General features: G+C 66.7%; 17 protein-coding genes. 3 read left to right on the plus strand and 14 right to left on the minus strand.

Features of this window, described 5'->3' with window-relative positions:
• Positions 1–375: 375 nt before the first annotated feature.
• From G7Y85_RS10505 to G7Y85_RS10515, 3 genes are all read left to right on the plus strand, one after another.
• Complete coding sequence (locus tag G7Y85_RS10505; RefSeq protein WP_166256136.1) at positions 376–555, plus strand: hypothetical protein; 180 nt, start codon at positions 376–378, stop codon at positions 553–555.
• Between the two features lie 276 nt (positions 556–831).
• Positions 832–2,463, plus strand: coding sequence for an NAD(P)/FAD-dependent oxidoreductase (locus G7Y85_RS10510; RefSeq protein WP_166257034.1), 1,632 nt, complete (start codon positions 832–834; stop codon positions 2,461–2,463).
• 172 nt (positions 2,464–2,635) lie between these two features.
• On the plus strand, positions 2,636–3,499 hold the full coding sequence (locus G7Y85_RS10515; RefSeq protein WP_166256139.1) for a putative RNA methyltransferase: 864 nt from the start codon (positions 2,636–2,638) through the stop codon (positions 3,497–3,499).
• Positions 3,500–3,811: 312 nt separating this feature from the next.
• Here the strand turns inward: G7Y85_RS10515 and G7Y85_RS10520 are convergent, their stop codons facing one another.
• From G7Y85_RS10520 to G7Y85_RS10585, 14 genes are all read right to left on the minus strand, one after another.
• Complete coding sequence (locus tag G7Y85_RS10520) at positions 3,812–4,030, minus strand: hypothetical protein (protein WP_166256142.1); 219 nt, start codon at positions 4,028–4,030, stop codon at positions 3,812–3,814.
• A 362-nt stretch (positions 4,031–4,392) separates the two neighbouring features.
• Positions 4,393–4,782: a GFA family protein gene (locus G7Y85_RS10525; protein WP_166256145.1), complete on the minus strand. Its 390-nt coding sequence runs from the start codon at positions 4,780–4,782 to the stop codon at positions 4,393–4,395.
• 46 nt (positions 4,783–4,828) lie between these two features.
• Positions 4,829–5,638 (minus strand): SPFH domain-containing protein, encoded by an 810-nt coding sequence (locus tag G7Y85_RS10530; RefSeq protein ID WP_166256148.1) that lies wholly within the window; start codon positions 5,636–5,638, stop codon positions 4,829–4,831.
• Between the two features lie 30 nt (positions 5,639–5,668).
• Complete coding sequence (locus G7Y85_RS10535; RefSeq protein WP_166256151.1) at positions 5,669–6,133, minus strand: GFA family protein; 465 nt, start codon at positions 6,131–6,133, stop codon at positions 5,669–5,671.
• Between the two features lie 42 nt (positions 6,134–6,175).
• A complete protein-coding gene (locus G7Y85_RS10540; RefSeq protein WP_166256154.1) occupies positions 6,176–6,646 on the minus strand; it encodes a MaoC family dehydratase in 471 nt (156 codons plus the stop codon).
• Positions 6,647–6,909: 263 nt separating this feature from the next.
• A complete protein-coding gene (locus G7Y85_RS10545; RefSeq protein ID WP_166256157.1) occupies positions 6,910–7,473 on the minus strand; it encodes a hypothetical protein in 564 nt (187 codons plus the stop codon).
• A 78-nt stretch (positions 7,474–7,551) separates the two neighbouring features.
• The gene (locus G7Y85_RS10550) at positions 7,552–8,859 is read right to left on the minus strand and encodes a hypothetical protein (RefSeq protein ID WP_166256160.1); all 1,308 of its coding nucleotides are present in this window, start codon (positions 8,857–8,859) and stop codon (positions 7,552–7,554) included.
• A gap of 175 nt (positions 8,860–9,034) precedes the next feature.
• Positions 9,035–9,724, minus strand: coding sequence for a glutathione binding-like protein (locus G7Y85_RS10555; RefSeq protein ID WP_166256163.1), 690 nt, complete (start codon positions 9,722–9,724; stop codon positions 9,035–9,037).
• A gap of 5 nt (positions 9,725–9,729) precedes the next feature.
• Positions 9,730–11,175 carry an efflux transporter outer membrane subunit gene (locus G7Y85_RS10560; RefSeq protein ID WP_166256166.1) on the minus strand — a complete coding sequence of 482 codons (1,446 nt, stop codon included), beginning with the start codon at positions 11,173–11,175 and terminating at the stop codon, positions 9,730–9,732.
• Positions 11,172–12,254 (minus strand): alkene reductase, encoded by a 1,083-nt coding sequence (locus tag G7Y85_RS10565; protein WP_166256169.1) that lies wholly within the window; start codon positions 12,252–12,254, stop codon positions 11,172–11,174. Before G7Y85_RS10565 ends, G7Y85_RS10560 begins: the two co-directional genes overlap by 4 nt.
• A 59-nt stretch (positions 12,255–12,313) precedes the next feature.
• The gene (trxA, locus tag G7Y85_RS10570; protein ID WP_166256172.1) at positions 12,314–12,655 is read right to left on the minus strand and encodes a thioredoxin; all 342 of its coding nucleotides are present in this window, start codon (positions 12,653–12,655) and stop codon (positions 12,314–12,316) included.
• A 36-nt stretch (positions 12,656–12,691) separates the two neighbouring features.
• Positions 12,692–12,973 carry an SDR family NAD(P)-dependent oxidoreductase gene (locus tag G7Y85_RS10575; RefSeq protein ID WP_166256175.1) on the minus strand — a complete coding sequence of 94 codons (282 nt, stop codon included), beginning with the start codon at positions 12,971–12,973 and terminating at the stop codon, positions 12,692–12,694.
• A 28-nt stretch (positions 12,974–13,001) separates the two neighbouring features.
• Positions 13,002–13,733, minus strand: a complete 732-nt coding sequence (locus G7Y85_RS10580) for an SDR family oxidoreductase (protein ID WP_166256178.1) — start codon at positions 13,731–13,733, stop codon at positions 13,002–13,004.
• 11 nt (positions 13,734–13,744) lie between these two features.
• Positions 13,745–16,918 (minus strand): efflux RND transporter permease subunit, encoded by a 3,174-nt coding sequence (locus tag G7Y85_RS10585; RefSeq protein WP_166256181.1) that lies wholly within the window; start codon positions 16,916–16,918, stop codon positions 13,745–13,747.
• Positions 16,919–16,921 lie beyond the last annotated feature (3 nt).

The following is a 16,921-nucleotide window of genomic DNA, read 5'->3' on the forward strand; positions in this document are numbered from 1 at the left end:
GGAGGGGCTGGGGGAGGTGGGGTCGGCGCGCCAACAAGCCACGCGTCTCGCGTCGCGATTGAAAGCCCTTCATCGTTAATCCTCTCCTGTCAGGAAGGAGAGAGCTTTTTGTTCCCATCAGTCCCTGAGCCATTACGCCCTGGGAATACGGAAATTTCGTTCCCCTCCGCCCGCGTGCGGGGGGAGGGGGCAGGGGAGGTGGGCGCCGTTGCTGGTGTGAACCGGAACGAGCCACGGTGGCACACCTGTCGCGGGCGATCACGCCCGATAAAATTGCCATCGACTAGCGCCGCAAACTTGGTTCCGCGCATCCGGGCGCCGCACTGAATCCGCGCCGCGCAGGCGCAACAAGGAGTTGCCCATGAGGACGAACACATGAAGATCGGCGCCGTCATCGCCGCACTCGGCACCGCGCCGCTGCTGCTCTACATCATTTTCGGGCCGTCCGACGGCAACCCGATTGGTCTTGGTCTTCTGGCCTGGGCGAGCTGGCTGGTCGGTGGCGTCGTCATCGTCGTGGCGTTGCTGCGCCGGAAGTTTCGTCCGACGCGATAGCGCGCGCTTCCTCACCCAACCGTCTCCCCCCCGAGGAGGAGAGGGCTTTTTGTTCCTCTCTGCCATTCAGGAGTGGAGAGCCCAGCGGTGGTTCTCGTCGCAGAGCGCGCCAAATCCTGCCGTACTCGACTCCGATCAAACCAGCTCCCCTCTGCCCTTCAGGGCGGAGGGGTTTGGGGGAGGTGGGTGTGCGCAGCGCCGACGAGCCACGCGTCGCGCGCGGCAGTCATGGGACAATGCATGCCGAACGCTCCTGAATCCGCGCCGCCATTGCCGATGCTCCGCCTCACCGAACTTGCCCTGCCGATCGAGCATGCGCCGGAAGCGCTTGCGCCTGCCATCCAGCAGCGCCTGCGACTGCCGGACGGCGACCTGCGGACGTTCACGGTATTCAAGCGCAGCTACGACGCGCGCAAGAAGGGCAGCGCGCTGAGTTTCGTCTACACGGTCGACTGCGAGCTGCGCGACGAAGCCGCGGTGCTCGCCAAATTCAAGGACGACCGCAACGTCAATCCGGCGCCGGACGTCTCGTATCACCCGGTCGCCGCGGCGCCGGCCGGTTTCGGCAATCGCCCGCTCGTCGTCGGCTTCGGGCCGTGCGGCATTTTCGCGGCGCTGATCCTGGCGCAGATGGGTTTCCGTCCCATCGTGCTCGAACGTGGCAAGCCGGTGCGCAAGCGCACCAAGGACACCTGGGGGCTGTGGCGCAAGAACGCGCTGAACCCGGCGTCGAACGTGCAGTTCGGTGAGGGTGGCGCCGGCCTGTTCAGCGACGGCAAGCTCTACAGCCAGGTCAAGGACCCGAAATTCCACGGCCGCAAGGTACTGCACGAGTTCGTGAAGGCCGGCGCGCCGGAGGAAATCCTCTACGTCAGCAAGCCGCATATCGGCACCTTCCGCCTGACCGGCGTCGTCACCCGCATGCGCGAAGAAATCGAGGCGCTTGGCGGCGAAGTACGCTTCGAGCAACAGGTGACGGACCTGCAGGTCGAAGACGGCCATCTGCGTGGTGTGACTTTGGCGAGCGGCGAGACGATCGCGGCCGATCACGTCATCCTTGCGCTCGGCCACAGTGCGCGCGAGACGTTCCGCATGCTGCACGCGCGCAGCGTCTACATGGAAGCCAAGCCATTCTCGATCGGCTTTCGCATCGAGCATCCGCAGTCGCTGATCGACCGCGCGCGGCTCGGCCGCTACGCCGGTCATCCGCTTCTCGGCGCCGCCGACTATAAGCTCGTCCATCACGCGAAGAACGGTCGCTCGGTCTACAGCTTCTGCATGTGTCCGGGCGGCACGGTTGTCGCGGCGACGTCCGAGCCGCAGCGCGTCGTCACCAACGGCATGAGCCAGTACTCGCGCAACGAGCGCAACGCCAATGCCGGCATCGTCGTCGGCATTTCGCCCGAGGACTATCCGGGTGGCGTTGAAGCAGGACCACTCACCGGCATCGCCTTGCAGGAAGAACTGGAATCACGCGCCTACGTGCTCGGCGGCGGCAACTACGAAGCGCCGGCACAGCTGGTCGGCGACTTCATTGCCGGCCAGCCGTCGACCGCGCTGGGCGAAGTCGAGCCGAGCTACAAGCCCGGCGTGAAGCTCGGCGATCTGGCGCCTTCCTTGCCGGACTATGCCATCGAGGCCATCCGCGAAGCGCTGCCGGCCTTCGGCAAGCAGATCCGCGGTTTCGATCGCCACGACGCCGTGCTCACCGGCGTCGAAACCCGCACCTCGTCGCCGCTGCGCATCACCCGCGGCGACAACTACCAGAGCCTCAATACGCGCGGTCTGTATCCGGCCGGCGAGGGCGCCGGCTACGCGGGCGGCATCATGTCCGCCGGCATCGACGGGATTCGCGTCGCCGAGGCGCTGGCACTGAGCCTGCTCGCCGACGCGCAGCAGCGCGCCTGACCATGAGTCCGAATTCCGCTACCTATTTTTCCGTTCTCCCCGAGTGCCGGCGCGTCAGCGTCGGTGTATCGAGGGGCCACGCTGTGTCTCGATACCGCCCTGCGGGCGTACTCGACACGAACGGATTTCATATGAAGCGTATTTCCGACTCGGGACACTAACCGTTCCGCGCATGCCGTCCATCATCTGTCCGCTGTGCCGGCTCGCGCTGCAGCGCGACGAGAAGGCCTGGCACTGCGAAAACCGCCACAGCTTCGATGTCGCCCGCGAGGGCTACGTCAATCTGCTGCCGGTACAGTACAAGAACAGTCGCGATCCCGGCGACGATGCGCAGATGGTGCAGGCGCGCCGCGACTTCCTGCAGGCCGGACACTACCAGCCGCTGCGCGATGCCGTGCTGCGAATGCTTGCGCCACTGCATGCGCAAAGCCTGCTCGACATCGGCTGCGGCGAGGGCTGGTACACCGGCGCGTTCACGCCGATCGCCGCCGACGTCACCGGCCTCGACATCGCCCGTCCGGCGATCCGCCTCGCGGCGAAGCGCTATCCGGACATCACCTGGCTGGTCGGCAGCGGCGCGCTGCTGCCGATCGCGGATGCGTCGATCGACATCGTCAGCAATATGTTCACGCAGTTGCACGTCGCCGAGATGCAGCGCGTCCTGAAGGCGCACGGCCATGTGCTGGTCGTGACGCCGGCACCCGATCATCTGTGGAGCATTCGAGAACGACTGTTCGACGACGTGCGCGCACATGATCCGGACAAGTTTCTCGCCGACTTCGAATCCGGATTTGAACTGCAATCGCGGCAGATCGTGCGCTTCGCCTTGAATCTGGATCAGGCCGGCTTGCGGCAGCTGCTGCAAATGACGCCCTATGCGTGGAAGGCCAGACCGGATCGTCGTGCGGCGCTGTCGGTGCAAGCGCGCTTTGAAACCGAAGCCGCGTTTTCGCTGCTGCTGTTCCGGTGCCGCAACGGAGCCACCGCGCAGGACTCATGTCGTTCGTTCGAGTCGGCGCTGCGTGCGCAGGGATGATGTTCTGTCGTCCGATCGGGCGGCGCGCCGGACGATTTCGCTTCGCTACTCGCAACACCGAATATTTCCCGGCATGACGCCGATGCGGCGGTCGGCGCCCGTCGATCGGCGGAGCCGCCCGACCCACCGATTCCGGAAGAAGTAGAGCGGATTCGCGATCCGCTCTACTCAGGCCGGGTTCCCGGCGTCGATTGTGATCACGACCGTCCGGGCGGATCGGCGCGACCCGTTTTGCGCGGCGATGGCGGGTGCTTCGATCGCGAGCAGATGCGTGCGCGTTTGCCGGGCAACGCGCGGCACCGCCACAAGCGCCTAGGCTCGCAGGCCCTCCTCCATGGCCCTTCCGTACGCGACCATCGCGCTTGCCTTGGCCTGAGCGAATTTTCTTTCCTCGGGGTTCAGGATCTTGGCTACCGCGGCAATGTTCTTGAGCGCAGGTTCGTGTGGATGATGCAGTTCGGTCCAGATCAGATACGCACGTTCGGAGAGGATCAACGCCATTGGATCGATTTCAGCAAACTTGTAGGTCATGTTTCGCTCCTGGAGTTACTTGTGAGAAGGCAAGACGCCCATGCCGCTTCGCATCGGCAGAAGACCTGACTCCGCAGGCCGGACGCCAATCGGGCGGCACCGGACTGTCGGACAAAAAAATACCGGCGTCTGATACGCCCGTCACAGTTCCCGAAGAGCTTTGCAAACCAACGAGAAGTGCGTCCCGATCGGTCCGCCGTTGTCAGTCCGCAGCGGTAAGTCCCGCGGGGAGTTGAAGCAGCGTCCACGACCGACCACGCAAGCCAGTGCTGTTGCGTGGCCGGGCGACGTCGCTGGCTTGCGTCGCTGCTGCGCGACCCGCAATGACGAGCCCACCGGAACGTCGCAGAGACGATGCAGGCCTACGGCCAGTAGTCCGCCACGCAACGTCCGTCGCGCGGCAGGCGGTCGAGCTTGTTGATGCCGTCGACGCGGTCGATCGGAATCCGCGCGACGGCTTCCGGTTCGGCCATGCGCAGGTTCACGCCGATGCGTCGCCGGCCTTGCGCGTCGTTTCGCTGCGCGCGCCAGAACGTCACGCAGCTGCATAGCGGGCAGGCGTGAAACTCGATCCACTCGCCGCGGACATAGCAACGCGTCTCGCCGGAGACGATCACGCCGTCGTTTTCGTAGCCGTAGGCCCAGAGCGTGCTGTAGCGCCGGCAGATCGTGCAGTTGCAGGCAGTCGCCCCATCCGGCGTGGCGTCCAGCCGCCATTGCACGGCTTTGCAATGACAGGTGCCGAGTATCATTTCAGCGCTTCTCCTTTGCGGGGATCGAGCCGCGTCGGCATTCGCATCACTTCGCGCTGACCACCGGCGTGACGTTGCCGCCGATGATGAACGTGCAGTGCGCGTCCTTGGCGCCGCAGACGTCTTGCTGCATCTTGATCCGTTCCATTTCGACGAACTGCGCCGGGCTCAGGCCGATCGCATTGCGGTAGGCATTGTCAGCTTCGGCGCGGCTGAGTTCGGCTGCCTTGCGGCTCTGCTCGGCAAGGTCGCGCTTGTGCTCGGTCAACACGCGCTGTTCCTGTTGTGCGGTCTCGATGCGCTGGTTGCGCACGGCGTCCGGCGGATTGGCCTTGCCGACCGTGATCTTCAGCAGGCGCACCGGCAGCTTCGTCTGCTTCAGGTATTGGTCGATCTCCTGCGTCACCTCATCGTCGATCTCGTCGATCGCGGTCGTCTGGATCGCCGTCTCGTTCATGCCGTGCTTCTTGACCGCGGACCGCACGCGATTGAAGAACTCCTGCTCGACATTGTTCTGATACCAGTCCTTGCCGAAGTCGCGGACCAGCGCGACCGGGTCCACGACCTGCAGGCGGATCACAGTATGGAAATCGAGCGGCACACCGTCGCTGGACATCAGGTCCGTGAAGTTACCGTCGTACTGCTGCGGAAACATGTTGATGTAGATCTTCTCGGTCGAGTACCAGGCGTAGGTGAGGCCCGGCAGCACCGGCTGCTCGCGGACGCCGCCGTGGCCGAAGAACCAGGGCTTGTCGATCAGAACCGCCGCCTGCCCGGCGTCCGGTGACACCACCGTGCAGCCGCTACCGACGAGCAGCAGCGCAACCAGCAGAGCGAGACGGCTGAGCGATTTCATGATGTGTTCCCCCGAAGCTTCGTGAATCGATTACGCGTTCTTGCGCAGCAGCGATGCCAGCAGATGACGTCCGAATCCCAGCTGGCTCTTCCAGTAGCCGGAGAACTTCGGCAGGCCGTCGTCGATGTCGGCCAAGCGGCGGTTGTAGAAGATGTGCAATGACGGCGCGGGGATCAGCGCCGCATCGCGGATGTTCGCCGTCGGCACGATGATCAGCTTCGGCATCGGGAACATCTTCAGATACTCGATCGCCGGCTTGCCGCAGGCAGCGCAAACCCCGCGCTGTACCGCCGGCGGTGGGCGCAGCGTCTTGTATTGGACTGTTCCAGCTTCCGGCATCACGACATCGTTGCCGCGAAACACGCTGATATCCGCGTACGGCGCCTGATTGAAGGCCTGGCAGATCGTGCAGTGGCAGTAACCGCGGAACAGGGGCCGGCCAAGCGCTTCAAACTTCGCGTGGCCGCAGGTGCACTGGCAGTTCTGTTGAGTCATATCAAAGTCCGAATCAGACGCCGTTCGTGTCGATCGGCCAGCTCACGTCCGCCCCGCCAGCATCCGCTTCGCCGTGTAGCTCAGCACCTGCTCGTCGCGCGTATTGAACACGGCGATCTCGCTGTCGATGACGGCGCGGTTGTGCTTCGAGGTCGGCTTGATGCCGGTGACGGTGACGGTGGCCCAGACGGTGTCGCCGATGCGCACGGGCTTGAGGGCCTTGAGCGTCATTTCCAGCAGGGCGAGACCGGTGCCCTGGATCATGGTCTGGAACAGCAGGCCTTCGATCATGCATTGCGTCAGCGCCGCCGGCACCGGGCGGCCGTCGATCGCGGCGCCTTCGAATTCGGCGTCAATGAAGATCGCCTCCAGCATGCCGGTCGTCGAGATGAAGTTGATCAGGTCGGTTTCGGTGATCGTGCGGCGCAGGGTGCGGAAGCGCTGGCCGACGTGCAGGTCCTGCCAGTAGGCGCCGCGGCCGAGTTCGGTGATGGTTTCTTCGTTCGTGCTCATGGGTACTCGGTCGTGATGTGCGTGATTGCGCGGGTATGCTCAGCGAACGCGGTGCGACTGGACTCGGGTCGATCCGGCCGGCCGGATGACGGATCGCGCATCACGTTTCCCCCGTCTGCGTATGGCTGCAGACTAGGTTCCGGTGGGGCGGAGTTCAAGTTCGGCCTGCGGCTACCCGATGCGTTTCGCCGCGCGCAGCCCCCGGGCTGAACGGGTGCCCGACGGATGGCGCCGGGCGCAGCACGCGACGAAGGGATCGTGTCTTACGTCACGTCGGGTTTGTGGCGCAGGCGTTGCGCGGCGGCTTGCCAGACGTCGGACGGCTGCACGACAGGGCCGGTCTTGCCCATTGCGGCGAGGCGTCGGCCGAGGCGGAAGGCGATGCTTTCGATCTGCGGCCAGTTCCAGTCCGACACCGGGCCGAGTTCGGGATAGCGGTCCTGACGTTTCTCGGCCCAGGCGCGCGAGGTGGCGGCGACGCGGCACTGCAGCACCTCGTCCTCGCTGACGTACACATGCAGATGGATCAGGCCCCAGCCGGACCATGAATGGCGGAACGTGTGGCCGTCGCGCGGCGGATCGAAGCGGACCTTGCGTTCGATCACGATGCGGCCGGTCGACGGGTAGTGCAGCGCGAACGCGTAGTTGTGCGTGCCGTCGGCGACGCACTGCGCGGCCTTGACCTTGATTGCTGCAGCATCGGCGTAGTGATGCAGCGCTTCGCCGAGCTCGGATTCGGACGAGGCGACGCGGGGCGCCTCCGGCCGGAAAGCGGCATCGACGAGCTCGTCGAAATCGGACAGGGTGATGAAGGTCGCGAGGGTCACGTGCCGTGCGGCGCGCGTGCGGGCGTGTATCTGAACACAGCGGCGGCGCGGCTGCAGCGCGGCTCGCGCGCGACCGCTTCAATGCCCGCTGAAGCGGCGCGCGTACAGGCGATAGTGCGTGAAGTAGTTGTCGGGATCGCCTGGGTCGTGCGAAAGGCCGGGATAGATGTCGCTGGGAATGGCCGACCAGACAATCACGTAGTCGCCGTTCGCGAGCACCGCCGTCGCCGGTGTTCCGGCATAGGTGTCGTACCAATAGGACTGCTCGGCAACGGCGAACGCGGCGGTCTGTGCCATGCCGTCGCTCGCGTAGAGACGTGCGGCGATGCGCGCGCCGGCGCTGCCGGCGGCCTGACCGCTCCAGGTGAACAGTTCGGCGCCGCTCGATCCGATCGCGATCGATGCCAGCCCGGCGACGGCGTCGCTGCTCACCTGGAACGAACTGCCGATCGTCTTGCCGTCCGCGCCGTAGCGCTGCGCGTAGATGTTCGTGCTGGCCGATTCATTCCAGGCCACCGTGAACGGGCCGCCGGAACTGCGCGCCACGCGGATGGCATACGGATCGTGTGCCGAACCGCTCACCGCGGTCTGTGCCAGCACACTCAGCGACGACCCGGTGCCGGCATAGCGCCTGAAGCGCGCCGCGCCGCTGGGAATATTGTCGATCCAGCCGATCGTGAAGGCGCCGCTGCCGTCGATGCCGGCCGCGATGGGGTAGGCGTAGCTCGGAATGTTCCCGCCGAGGCTGCTGTCCACGGTAATCGGTCCACGCGGCAGCGAACCGTCCGCGTTGTAAGGCTGGGCGAGGATCTTGCCGTAGTCGAGTTCCAGATAGTCGCGTCCGGCCAGCGGCAGCGCCTGCGTGTGCGGAATGCTGTTCCAGGCGACGACGAATCGACCGTCCGGGTTCATGGCGACCGAGGCCAATCCCTGGACGGTATCGTTGTGGCCGCCGTCGTCCTCGACCGGCAGCGCCGCGACCAGGAACGCGGGACCGAGTGCCGTGCCCACAGCGTCGTAACGGCGCGCGAGCACCTCGTGCGCATAGCGCCAGACGACGACCGCGTTGCCGCTGGCGTCCATCGCCAGGCGCGGCGCGGTCTGCGGCAGCACGCCGTCGACGACATCGATCGGCGTGCCGTCGGGGCTGCCGTCGGCGAGGTTGCGTTGCAGGCAGATCGAGGTGCCGCAGTTGTACGCGACCGCGTAGCCACCAACGCCGTCTGCAGCGACGGCCGGCTGGCGTCCGAGCCCGGCGACGATCTGCACGTCTCCGCCGATGGGGTCGCCGGGCGCGGCCTGCACCGTGGTGGTCTGCAGCGACGCGCTCAGCGTCAGGACCAGCGCGGCGCTGCGCAAGAACAATCCGGATGGCGTGATGGCCATGATGCCTCCCCCGTTTTCTTGACTGCGATCTGAACCCTCGGTGCATTGTCCGCCAATTTCGTGATCGCTTCGAGTCACCGCCGTGCAGCGCGGCGTGATACGCCATTTGCAGGGGGTGCGGTGCGCCTTTGCAGGTGCAGCCCGGGCCCGCCGGCCAAGGCTGCGCGCGAACGCATCAGCGCCTCGCGGTCTGCCCGAACAGGACTTTCCTGGCTTCGTCGTCGACGGTCGGCGCTGCGTTGATGGCTTCGGCCTTCGCGTATGCGCGCTGCACGGCGGGCCGCGCGGCGATCGCGTGGAACCAGCGTTTCAGGTTCGGGAAATCCTCGAGCTTCTGGCCCTGCCGCTCGTGCGGCACGATCCACGGATAGCTCGCCATGTCGGCGATCGAGTAATCGCCGGCAATGAAATCGCGGCCGGCAAGCTGCTTGTCGAGTACGCCGTAGAGGCGGTTGGTTTCGTTGCGGTAGCGGTCGATCGCGTAGGCAATCTTTTCCGGCGCGTACTGGCTGAAGTGGTGGTTCTGGCCGGCCATCGGCCCGAGACCGGCCATCTGCCAGAACAGCCACTGCAGGGTTTCGTAGCGGACCCGGATGTCGGGGCTGAGGAACCGGCCGGTTTTCTCGGCCAGGTACGTGAGGATCGCGCCGGACTCGAACAGCGCGATCGGTTCGCCGCCGCCGATCGGATCGTGATCGATGATTGCCGGGATGCGGTTGTTCGGCGCGATCTTCAGGAAGTCCGGCGTGAACTGCTCGCCGCGACCGATATGGACCGGAACGATCCTGTAATCGAGCCCGGCTTCTTCGAGGAAGATCGAGACCTTGTGGCCGTTCGGCGTGGTCCAGTAGTGCAGTTCGATCATCGGTTTCAGTCCTTGAGTGAGACGGCAGTGGTCGCCGGTGCATCGGCATTCCAGCCGCCGCCCAGCGATTTGTACAGTGCGACCAGCGAGGTCGCGGTCTGCGTGCGGGCCTGCGCGAGCTGGTCCTCGGCGTCGAGCTGGTTGCGTTCGGCATCGAGCACGTCGATGAAGTCGGCAGCGCCGGCCTCGAAGCGTACGCGCGCCAGCTGAACGGCGCGGTCGCTGGCCTGCACGCTCTCGTCGAGCAGGTCGAGCTTGCGGCGGTTGTAGCCGTAGGCGCTCAGCGTGTTCGAGGTTTCCTCGAGCGCGCGCAGCACGCTCTGCTGGTAGCGCGCGAGCGCGGCGTCGGCCTGCGCGCGGTGCTGCTGCACGCGGGCGTGCACGCGGCCGAGATCGAACGCTGCCCAGCTGATGCTCGGCCCGAACGCGTAGGTGCCGCTGCCGCTGTCGCCGACCGAACCCGGATGCGCGACCGAGTAGCCGACCTCGCCGCTGAAGCTGACGCGCGGGAAGTAGTCGGCGGCGGCGATGCCGATGCCGGCGGTCGCGGCCGCGAGCCGGCGCTCGGCGCTGGCGACGTCGGGGCGCCGGCGCAGCAGGTCGTCCGGCTGGCCGATGCGGACCAGGCGCGGCAGCGCCGGCATGTCGCCGGCGGCGCTGAGTTCGCCCTTCAGCGCTTCCGGCTCCAGGCCGCAGAGCACGGCGAGGCGATGCATGGCGTTGCTGATCGCGATCTGCTGATCCGGCACGCGTGCGCGTGTGCTCGCCAGCTGTGCGCGGGCGCGCTGCTCGTCGAACTCGGTGCCGCGGCCGTACTTCAGGCGCGCTTCGGTGTACTGCAGCGTGCCGAGCTGGTTGTCGGCATTGCCCTGCGCGACCGCGTAACGCGCCTGTGCGCCGCGCAGCTCGAAGTAGGTGCGCGCGACTTCGGCGGCGACGCTGATCTGCGCGCCGTGCAGATCGGCGGTCAGCGCTTCTTCGTTGGCGCGGCTGGCTTCGTTCTCGCGACGCACGCGGCCGAACAGGTCGAGCTCCCAGACCGCGTCGAAGCCGGCGTCATACAGCTCCGTCGTCCGCGCGTCGCGGTCAAAGCCGGGCGCCTGGTCCCGGCTCTGCTTTGCCTTGGTGTAGCCGGCAGCGGCAGTGACCGTCGGCAGGTAATCGAACACCGTTTCGCGACGCAGTGCGCGCGCCTGGTTGAGATTGGCGAGCGCGATGCGCAGATCGTGGTTGGCGGACAGCGCGCGCGTCTCCAGCGCGTCGAGTTCGGCGTCGCCGAACACCGACCAGAACGCGGCGCTCGGCTCGGCGCTGTCGTACAGCGAGGTCTCGATATCGGCGTGCGCGGCCGGCAGTTCGGGCTTCTGGTAATCGGGGCCGACCGCGCAGGCGGACAGCGCGAGCGCGGCGGCGGCGACGGTGGTGAGCGTGAAAGTGCGGAAGGCGTTCATGCGAGTGCGGGGGTGTCGAGGATGGCCGGCTCGTGGGCCGGCTGGTCGATGTAGCCGAGCGGCCCCGGTGTATAGAGCTGGCTGAAATCGAAATTCGCGAGCGGCGCGTTCCGGCGGAAGCGCTCGGCGAGATCGGGATTGGCGAGAAACGGCTTGCCGTAGCTGATCGCGTCGGCGCTGCCGTCGGCGATCGCGGCGTCGCCGCTGTCGCGGTCGAAGCCGCCGTTGCGGATCAGCACGCCGCGGAAGTGGCGACGCGCGATGTCGGCGAGGGCTCGCTCTTCCTCGGCGTCGTGCTGGTTGTGGCGCAGTTCGAGGAACGCGACGCTGCGTCGGGTCAGCTGATCGGCGACGTACTGCACGAGCGCGCGCGGATCGGAATCGGCGACGTCGTTGAACGACACCAGCGGCGAGATCCGCACACCGACGCGGCCGGCGCCGAACGCGGCGATCGCCTGATCGACGACTTCGAGCAGTAGGCGCGCGCGCCGGTCGAGCGGGCCGCCGTAGGCGTCGCCGCGATCGTTGACGCTGTCGCGCAGGAACTGGTCGAGCAGATAGCCGTGCGCGCCATGGATTTCCACGGCGTCGAAGCCGGCCAGCCAGGCGTTCTCGAAGGCATGGCGGAACTGTTCGACGAGACGCGGCATTTCGCCGGCACTCAGGCGTCTCGGCGTGTCGAAGGCTTCGCCCTCGGCGCCGCGGATCGCGCGATCGGTCGACGAGACCGGCGGAATGCCGTCGTTCATCGCCGCGTGGCTGGCGCGGCCGGGATGAAAGACCTGCAGCGCGATGCGGCCACCGGCCGCGTGCACGGCGTCGGTGACGCGTTTCCAGCCGGCGACCTGCGCGGCGCTGTAGATGCCGGGCTCGGTCTTGTAGGCGCTGGTGCCGGGCGCCGACAGCGTCGCTTCGGCGATCAGCAGGCCGGCGCTGGCGCGTTGCGCGTAATGCGTGGCGATCAGTTCGCCGGGCACATGCGCGGCGTCGGCACGGGTGCGGGTCATCGGCGCCATGACGATGCGGTTCGGCAGCAGCAGGTCGCCGACGTGCAGCGGCGTGAACAAGGAGTGGGTCATGACGTTCCCCTGGTAGTGGTTCGGGTGGAAAGCGGGCGCGGCGAACCGCGCCCGCGGTTTCAGGCGGTCGCCAGGTGCGGTGCGACAAAGGCCGCGAGCTGCGACTTGGCCGCGGCGCCGACCTGGGTCGCCGCCAGCGCGCCGTCCTTGAACAGCATCAGCGTCGGGATGCCGCGGATGCCGAGCGAGGCCGGCGTCTGCGGGTTTTCGTCGACGTTGAGCTTGACGATCTTCAGCGCGCCGTCGTGCTCGGCCGCGAGCTGATCGAGCAGCGGCGCGACCATGCGGCATGGTCCGCACCATTCGGCCCAGAAATCGACCAGCACGGGCTGCGTCTGGCTGGCGAGTTTCACGTCCTGTTCGAAGCTGCCGTCGCTGACGGCGGTAATCCGTTCACTCATGGAAGTTCTCCGTTGAGAAGTTGGGGCGCGTGGCGCTTAGTGCGCGAGCGCGGGTTCGCCGTCGTCGACGACCACGTCGAGACGGCCGTGCAGGCTGACGATCTGCCGGCGCGCAGCCTCGAGCGCGTCGGCATCGCGACGCGTCAGGTGCAGCGCTTCGGCGCTGAGCCCTTCGAGCTGCAGGCGCAGCGCCGCGTCGACGGCTTTCGACCATTCCGGCGCGGCGACCACGACATGCAGACCTTGCTGTGCGAGCATCCGTGCGCGGGCGAAGTTGTCGCTGCGCTGCGCGCCGGTGACGAGTGCGACCTTGTTCATCTGCATTCTCCTGTTGGGCGATGGGGCGTTACCACGGCAAGACCTCGCCGACATGCATCAGCTTGCCGCTCGGGCCGTCGGCGCCGAGCAGTGCCAGCGCGACGCTGGTGCGCGCGCCGTCCGGCACTTCCAGCTCGCCGCCGCCGTGATTCATGTCGGTCTTCACGTAGCCGGGATGCGCGGCATTGACCTTGATCGGCGTGTCGCGCAGTTCCCAGGCCAGGTGTTCGGTGTAGGCGTTGACCGCGCTTTTCGAGGCGCTGTAGGCCGGCACCGACTTGAACTCGTAGATCGGCGAGCCCGGCGTTTCGTGCATGCCGATCGAGCCGAGCAGACTCGACAGATTGACGATGCGCGCCGCCGGCGCCTTCTTCAGCAGCGGCAGGAAGGCCTGCGTGGTTTCGACCAGACCGAAGACATTGGTCTCGAAGATCCAGCGCCAGTCCTCGACCGGCTGGTGCGACGGCACGCCGTCCGGACTGCTGCGGATGATCCCGGCGTTGTTGACGAGAATGTCGAGGTGGCCGTGCTTTGTGCTGACGGTGTCGACCGCCGCCTTGATGCTCGCGGCATCGGTGACGTCGAGCTGCAGCGCTTCGGCGCTGCCGTTGTCGGCCTGCAGTTCGGCCACGGTGGCGGCGGCCTTCGCCGCATCGCGTGCAGCGACGATGACATGCACGCCCTGCGCGGCAAGCTGCCGCGAGGTCTCCAGGCCGATGCCGCGATTGCCGCCGGTGACGAGTGCGATTTTCTGTTTCATGTGATGCTCCTTCAATGTGCAGTGGCGGGCAGGGCCGCGGGTGCGGTGGTCGGCGCCTGGCGTCGACGCGCCACGAAGTTCTGCAGCGAGACATAGAACAACGGGGTGAAGAACAGGCCGAAGATCGTCACGCCGATCATGCCGGCGAACACGGTGATGCCCATCGCCTTGCGCATTTCCGCGCCGGCGCCGGTCGCCATCACCAGCGGCAGCACACCGAAGATGAACGCGAACGAGGTCATCAGGATCGGCCGCAGACGCAGGCGGCAGGCTTCCAGCGCCGCCGCGATCGTCGACTTGCCTTGCGCTTCCAGCTCGCGGGCGAACTCGACGATCAGGATCGCGTTCTTCGCGGCGAGGCCGACCAGCACGAACAGTCCGATCTGCGTGAAGATGTTGACCTCGCTATGGGTCAGGAAGATGCCGATCAGCGCCGACAGCAGCGTCATCGGCACGATCAGGATCACCGCCAGCGGCAGCACCAGACTCTCGTACTGCGCGGCGAGCACCAGGAACACCAGCAGCACGCCGAGCGGCAGCACGATCGCCAGCGCCTTGGCGGCGCCGATCTGCTGGAATGCCAGATCCGTCCATTCGATGTCGACACCGGGCGGCAGCGTTTCCTGTGCGACCCGTTCGAGCGCCGCCATGGCCTGGCCGGAGCTGAAGCCGGGCGCCGCGCCGCCGTTGACGTCGGCGCTCGGGAAGCCGTTGTAGCGCGACGCCATGTTGGCGCCGAAGCTCTCGCGCAGCGACAGGATCGAACCGAGCGGCACCATCTCGCCGTCGGCATTGCGGGTCTTCAGCAGCAGCACGTCGTCCGGGCGGCCGCGATAGTTCTCGTCGGCTTGCGCGATGACGCGGAACGTGCGCCCGAACTGGTTGAAGTCGTTGATGTAGTACGAGCCCAGATACACCTGCATGGTGCGGAACACCTCGTCGAGATCGATGCCGAGCTGCTTGACCTTGACGCGGTCGATGTCCGCATGCAGCTGCGGTGCGTTGACGTCATAGGTCGAGAACACGCCGGCGAGCGCCGGCGTCTGCCGCGCCTTGGCGACCAGCGCCTGCGTCATGTCGTAGAGCTGGGCCGGTCCGGCGTTGGTGTGATCCTCGATCTCGGCCTTGAAGCCGCCGGCAGTGCCGAGGCCGAGGATCGGCGGCGGCAGCACGGCGATCACCATCGCACCGTCGATCGCGCCGAGTTTCCTGTTGAGCTCGGCGGCGATCTGCGGACCGCGCAGGCCGGGCCGCTCGTCGAAATTCTTCAGCGGGAAGAACACGATCGCCGCGTCCGACGAACGCGTGAAGCCATTGATCGACAGGCCCGGGAACTGCACGGCATGTTCGATGCCGCGCTGCTGCAGGCCGATCTCGCCGACCTGCTTGACGATCGCTTCCGTACGCTCGATCGACGAGCCGGGTGGCAGCTGCACGATCGTTACCAGATAGCCCTTGTCCTGCGCCGGCACGAAGCCGTTCGGCGCCTTGCTGAAGCCGATGCCGGTCAGCACGACCAGGCCGCCGTAGACCAGCAGCCCGATGGTGCCGAGCCGCAGCAGCTTGCGTACGCCGCGCTGGTAACCGTTCGCACCGCTGGCGAACAGGCGGTTGAACGGCCGGAAGACCCAGCCGAACGCGCCGTCGATGCCGCGTTGCAGACCATCGGGTTTGGCGCCGTGCGGGCGCAGCAGCAGCGCGGCCAGGGCCGGCGACAAGGTCAGCGAATTGAACGCCGAGATCACCGCGGCGAACGCGATGACCAGCGCGAACTGCTTGTAGAACTGGCCGTTGAAACCGCCGACGAAGGCGGGTGGCACGAACACCGCGCACAGCACCAGCGAGATCGCGATGATCGGGCCGGCGACTTCGTCCATCGAGCGATGCGCGGCGGCGCGCGGACTCAGGCCGTCGGCGATGCCGCGCTCGATGTTCTCGACGACCACGATCGCATCGTCGACGACGATGCCGACCGCCAGCACCAGGCCGAACAGCGTCAGCGTGTTGATCGAGAAGCCGAACGCCGCCATCGCCGCGAAGCTGCCGATGATCGCCACCGGCACGGCAACGATCGGGATCAGCGCCGCGCGCCAGGTCTGCAGGAACAGGATCACGACGATCACGACCAGCAGCAGCGCTTCGAGCAGGGTTTCGATCACGGCGTGGATCGACTGGCGCACGAACACGGTCGGATCGTAGATGATCGAGTAGTCGACCCCCTGCGGGAAGGTCTTCTTCAGCTCGGCCATCGTCGAACGCACGTTGTCGGCGAGCTGCAGGGCGTTGGCGCCCGGCTGCAGGAACACCGGCAGCGCGACCGCCGACTTGTTGTCGAGCAGCGAGCGCAGGGCATATTCGCCAGCGCCGAGTTCGATGCGCGAGACGTCGCCGAGCCGCGTGACTTCGCCGTCGGCACCGGTCTTGATGACGATGTCGCCGAACTGCTTTTCGGTCTGCAGGCGGCCGCCCGCGTCGATCGCCATCTGGAAGGCCGGATTGTCCTTCAGCGGTGGTGCGCCGATGCTGCCGGCTGCGACCTGTACGTTCTGTTCGCGCACCGCGGCGATCACCTCGTCGACCGTCAGATTGCGCGCCGCCAGTTTCTGCGGATCGAGCCAGAGGCGCATTGCGTAGTCGCCGGAGCCGAAGATGCGCACGTCGCCGGCGCCCGGCAGTCGCGCGAGACGGTCACGCACCTGGATGACCGCGAGATTGCGCAGATACAGGCCGTCGTAGCGGCCGTCCGGCGAATACAGATGGACGACCATCGTCAGGTTCGGCGAGCTCTTGCGCGTGGTCACGCCGGCGGCGCGCACTTCCTCGGGCAGACGCGGCAGCGCCTGCGCGACGCGGTTCTGCACCTGCACCTGCGCGCGGTCGATGTCGGTGCCGAGCTTGAAGGTCACCGTCAGCTGCAGCGTGCCGTCCTGCTGCGCCTGCGAGTTCATGTAGAGCATGTCCTCGACACCGACGATTTCCTGTTCCAGCGGCGTCGCGATCGTGTCGGACAGCACCTGCGCGGTCGCGCCCGGATAGGAGGCGGTGACGACCACCGTCGGCGGCACGACTTCCGGGTATTCGGCGATCGGCAGGCGGAACACCGCGAGCAGACCGAGCACGAACACCACGAACGACAGCACGCCGGCGAAGATCGGCCGTTCGATGAAGAAATGGGTGAGTTTCATGGA

The sequence above is a fragment of the Solimonas terrae genome, assembly GCF_011067135.1.
Taxonomy (GTDB): domain Bacteria; phylum Pseudomonadota; class Gammaproteobacteria; order Nevskiales; family Nevskiaceae; genus Solimonas; species Solimonas terrae.

Excerpts from the sequence above, each read along its gene's own strand:
- G7Y85_RS10505 (WP_166256136.1), top strand. The coding sequence starts at position 376 with ATGAAGATCGGCGCCGTCATCGCCGCACTCGGCACCGCGCCGCTGCTG.
- G7Y85_RS10510 (WP_166257034.1), top strand. The coding sequence starts at position 832 with ATGCTCCGCCTCACCGAACTTGCCCTGCCGATCGAGCATGCGCCGGAA.
- G7Y85_RS10515 (WP_166256139.1), top strand. The coding sequence starts at position 2,636 with ATGCCGTCCATCATCTGTCCGCTGTGCCGGCTCGCGCTGCAGCGCGAC.
- G7Y85_RS10520 (WP_166256142.1), bottom strand. The coding sequence starts at position 4,030 with ATGACCTACAAGTTTGCTGAAATCGATCCAATGGCGTTGATCCTCTCC.
- G7Y85_RS10525 (WP_166256145.1), bottom strand. The coding sequence starts at position 4,782 with ATGATACTCGGCACCTGTCATTGCAAAGCCGTGCAATGGCGGCTGGAC.
- G7Y85_RS10530 (WP_166256148.1), bottom strand. The coding sequence starts at position 5,638 with ATGAAATCGCTCAGCCGTCTCGCTCTGCTGGTTGCGCTGCTGCTCGTC.
- G7Y85_RS10535 (WP_166256151.1), bottom strand. The coding sequence starts at position 6,133 with ATGACTCAACAGAACTGCCAGTGCACCTGCGGCCACGCGAAGTTTGAA.
- G7Y85_RS10540 (WP_166256154.1), bottom strand. The coding sequence starts at position 6,646 with ATGAGCACGAACGAAGAAACCATCACCGAACTCGGCCGCGGCGCCTAC.
- G7Y85_RS10550 (WP_166256160.1), bottom strand. The coding sequence starts at position 8,859 with ATGGCCATCACGCCATCCGGATTGTTCTTGCGCAGCGCCGCGCTGGTC.
- G7Y85_RS10555 (WP_166256163.1), bottom strand. The coding sequence starts at position 9,724 with ATGATCGAACTGCACTACTGGACCACGCCGAACGGCCACAAGGTCTCG.
- G7Y85_RS10560 (WP_166256166.1), bottom strand. The coding sequence starts at position 11,175 with ATGAACGCCTTCCGCACTTTCACGCTCACCACCGTCGCCGCCGCCGCG.
- G7Y85_RS10565 (WP_166256169.1), bottom strand. The coding sequence starts at position 12,254 with ATGACCCACTCCTTGTTCACGCCGCTGCACGTCGGCGACCTGCTGCTG.
- trxA (WP_166256172.1), bottom strand. The coding sequence starts at position 12,655 with ATGAGTGAACGGATTACCGCCGTCAGCGACGGCAGCTTCGAACAGGAC.
- G7Y85_RS10575 (WP_166256175.1), bottom strand. The coding sequence starts at position 12,973 with ATGAACAAGGTCGCACTCGTCACCGGCGCGCAGCGCAGCGACAACTTC.
- G7Y85_RS10580 (WP_166256178.1), bottom strand. The coding sequence starts at position 13,733 with ATGAAACAGAAAATCGCACTCGTCACCGGCGGCAATCGCGGCATCGGC.
- G7Y85_RS10585 (WP_166256181.1), bottom strand. The coding sequence starts at position 16,918 with ATGAAACTCACCCATTTCTTCATCGAACGGCCGATCTTCGCCGGCGTG.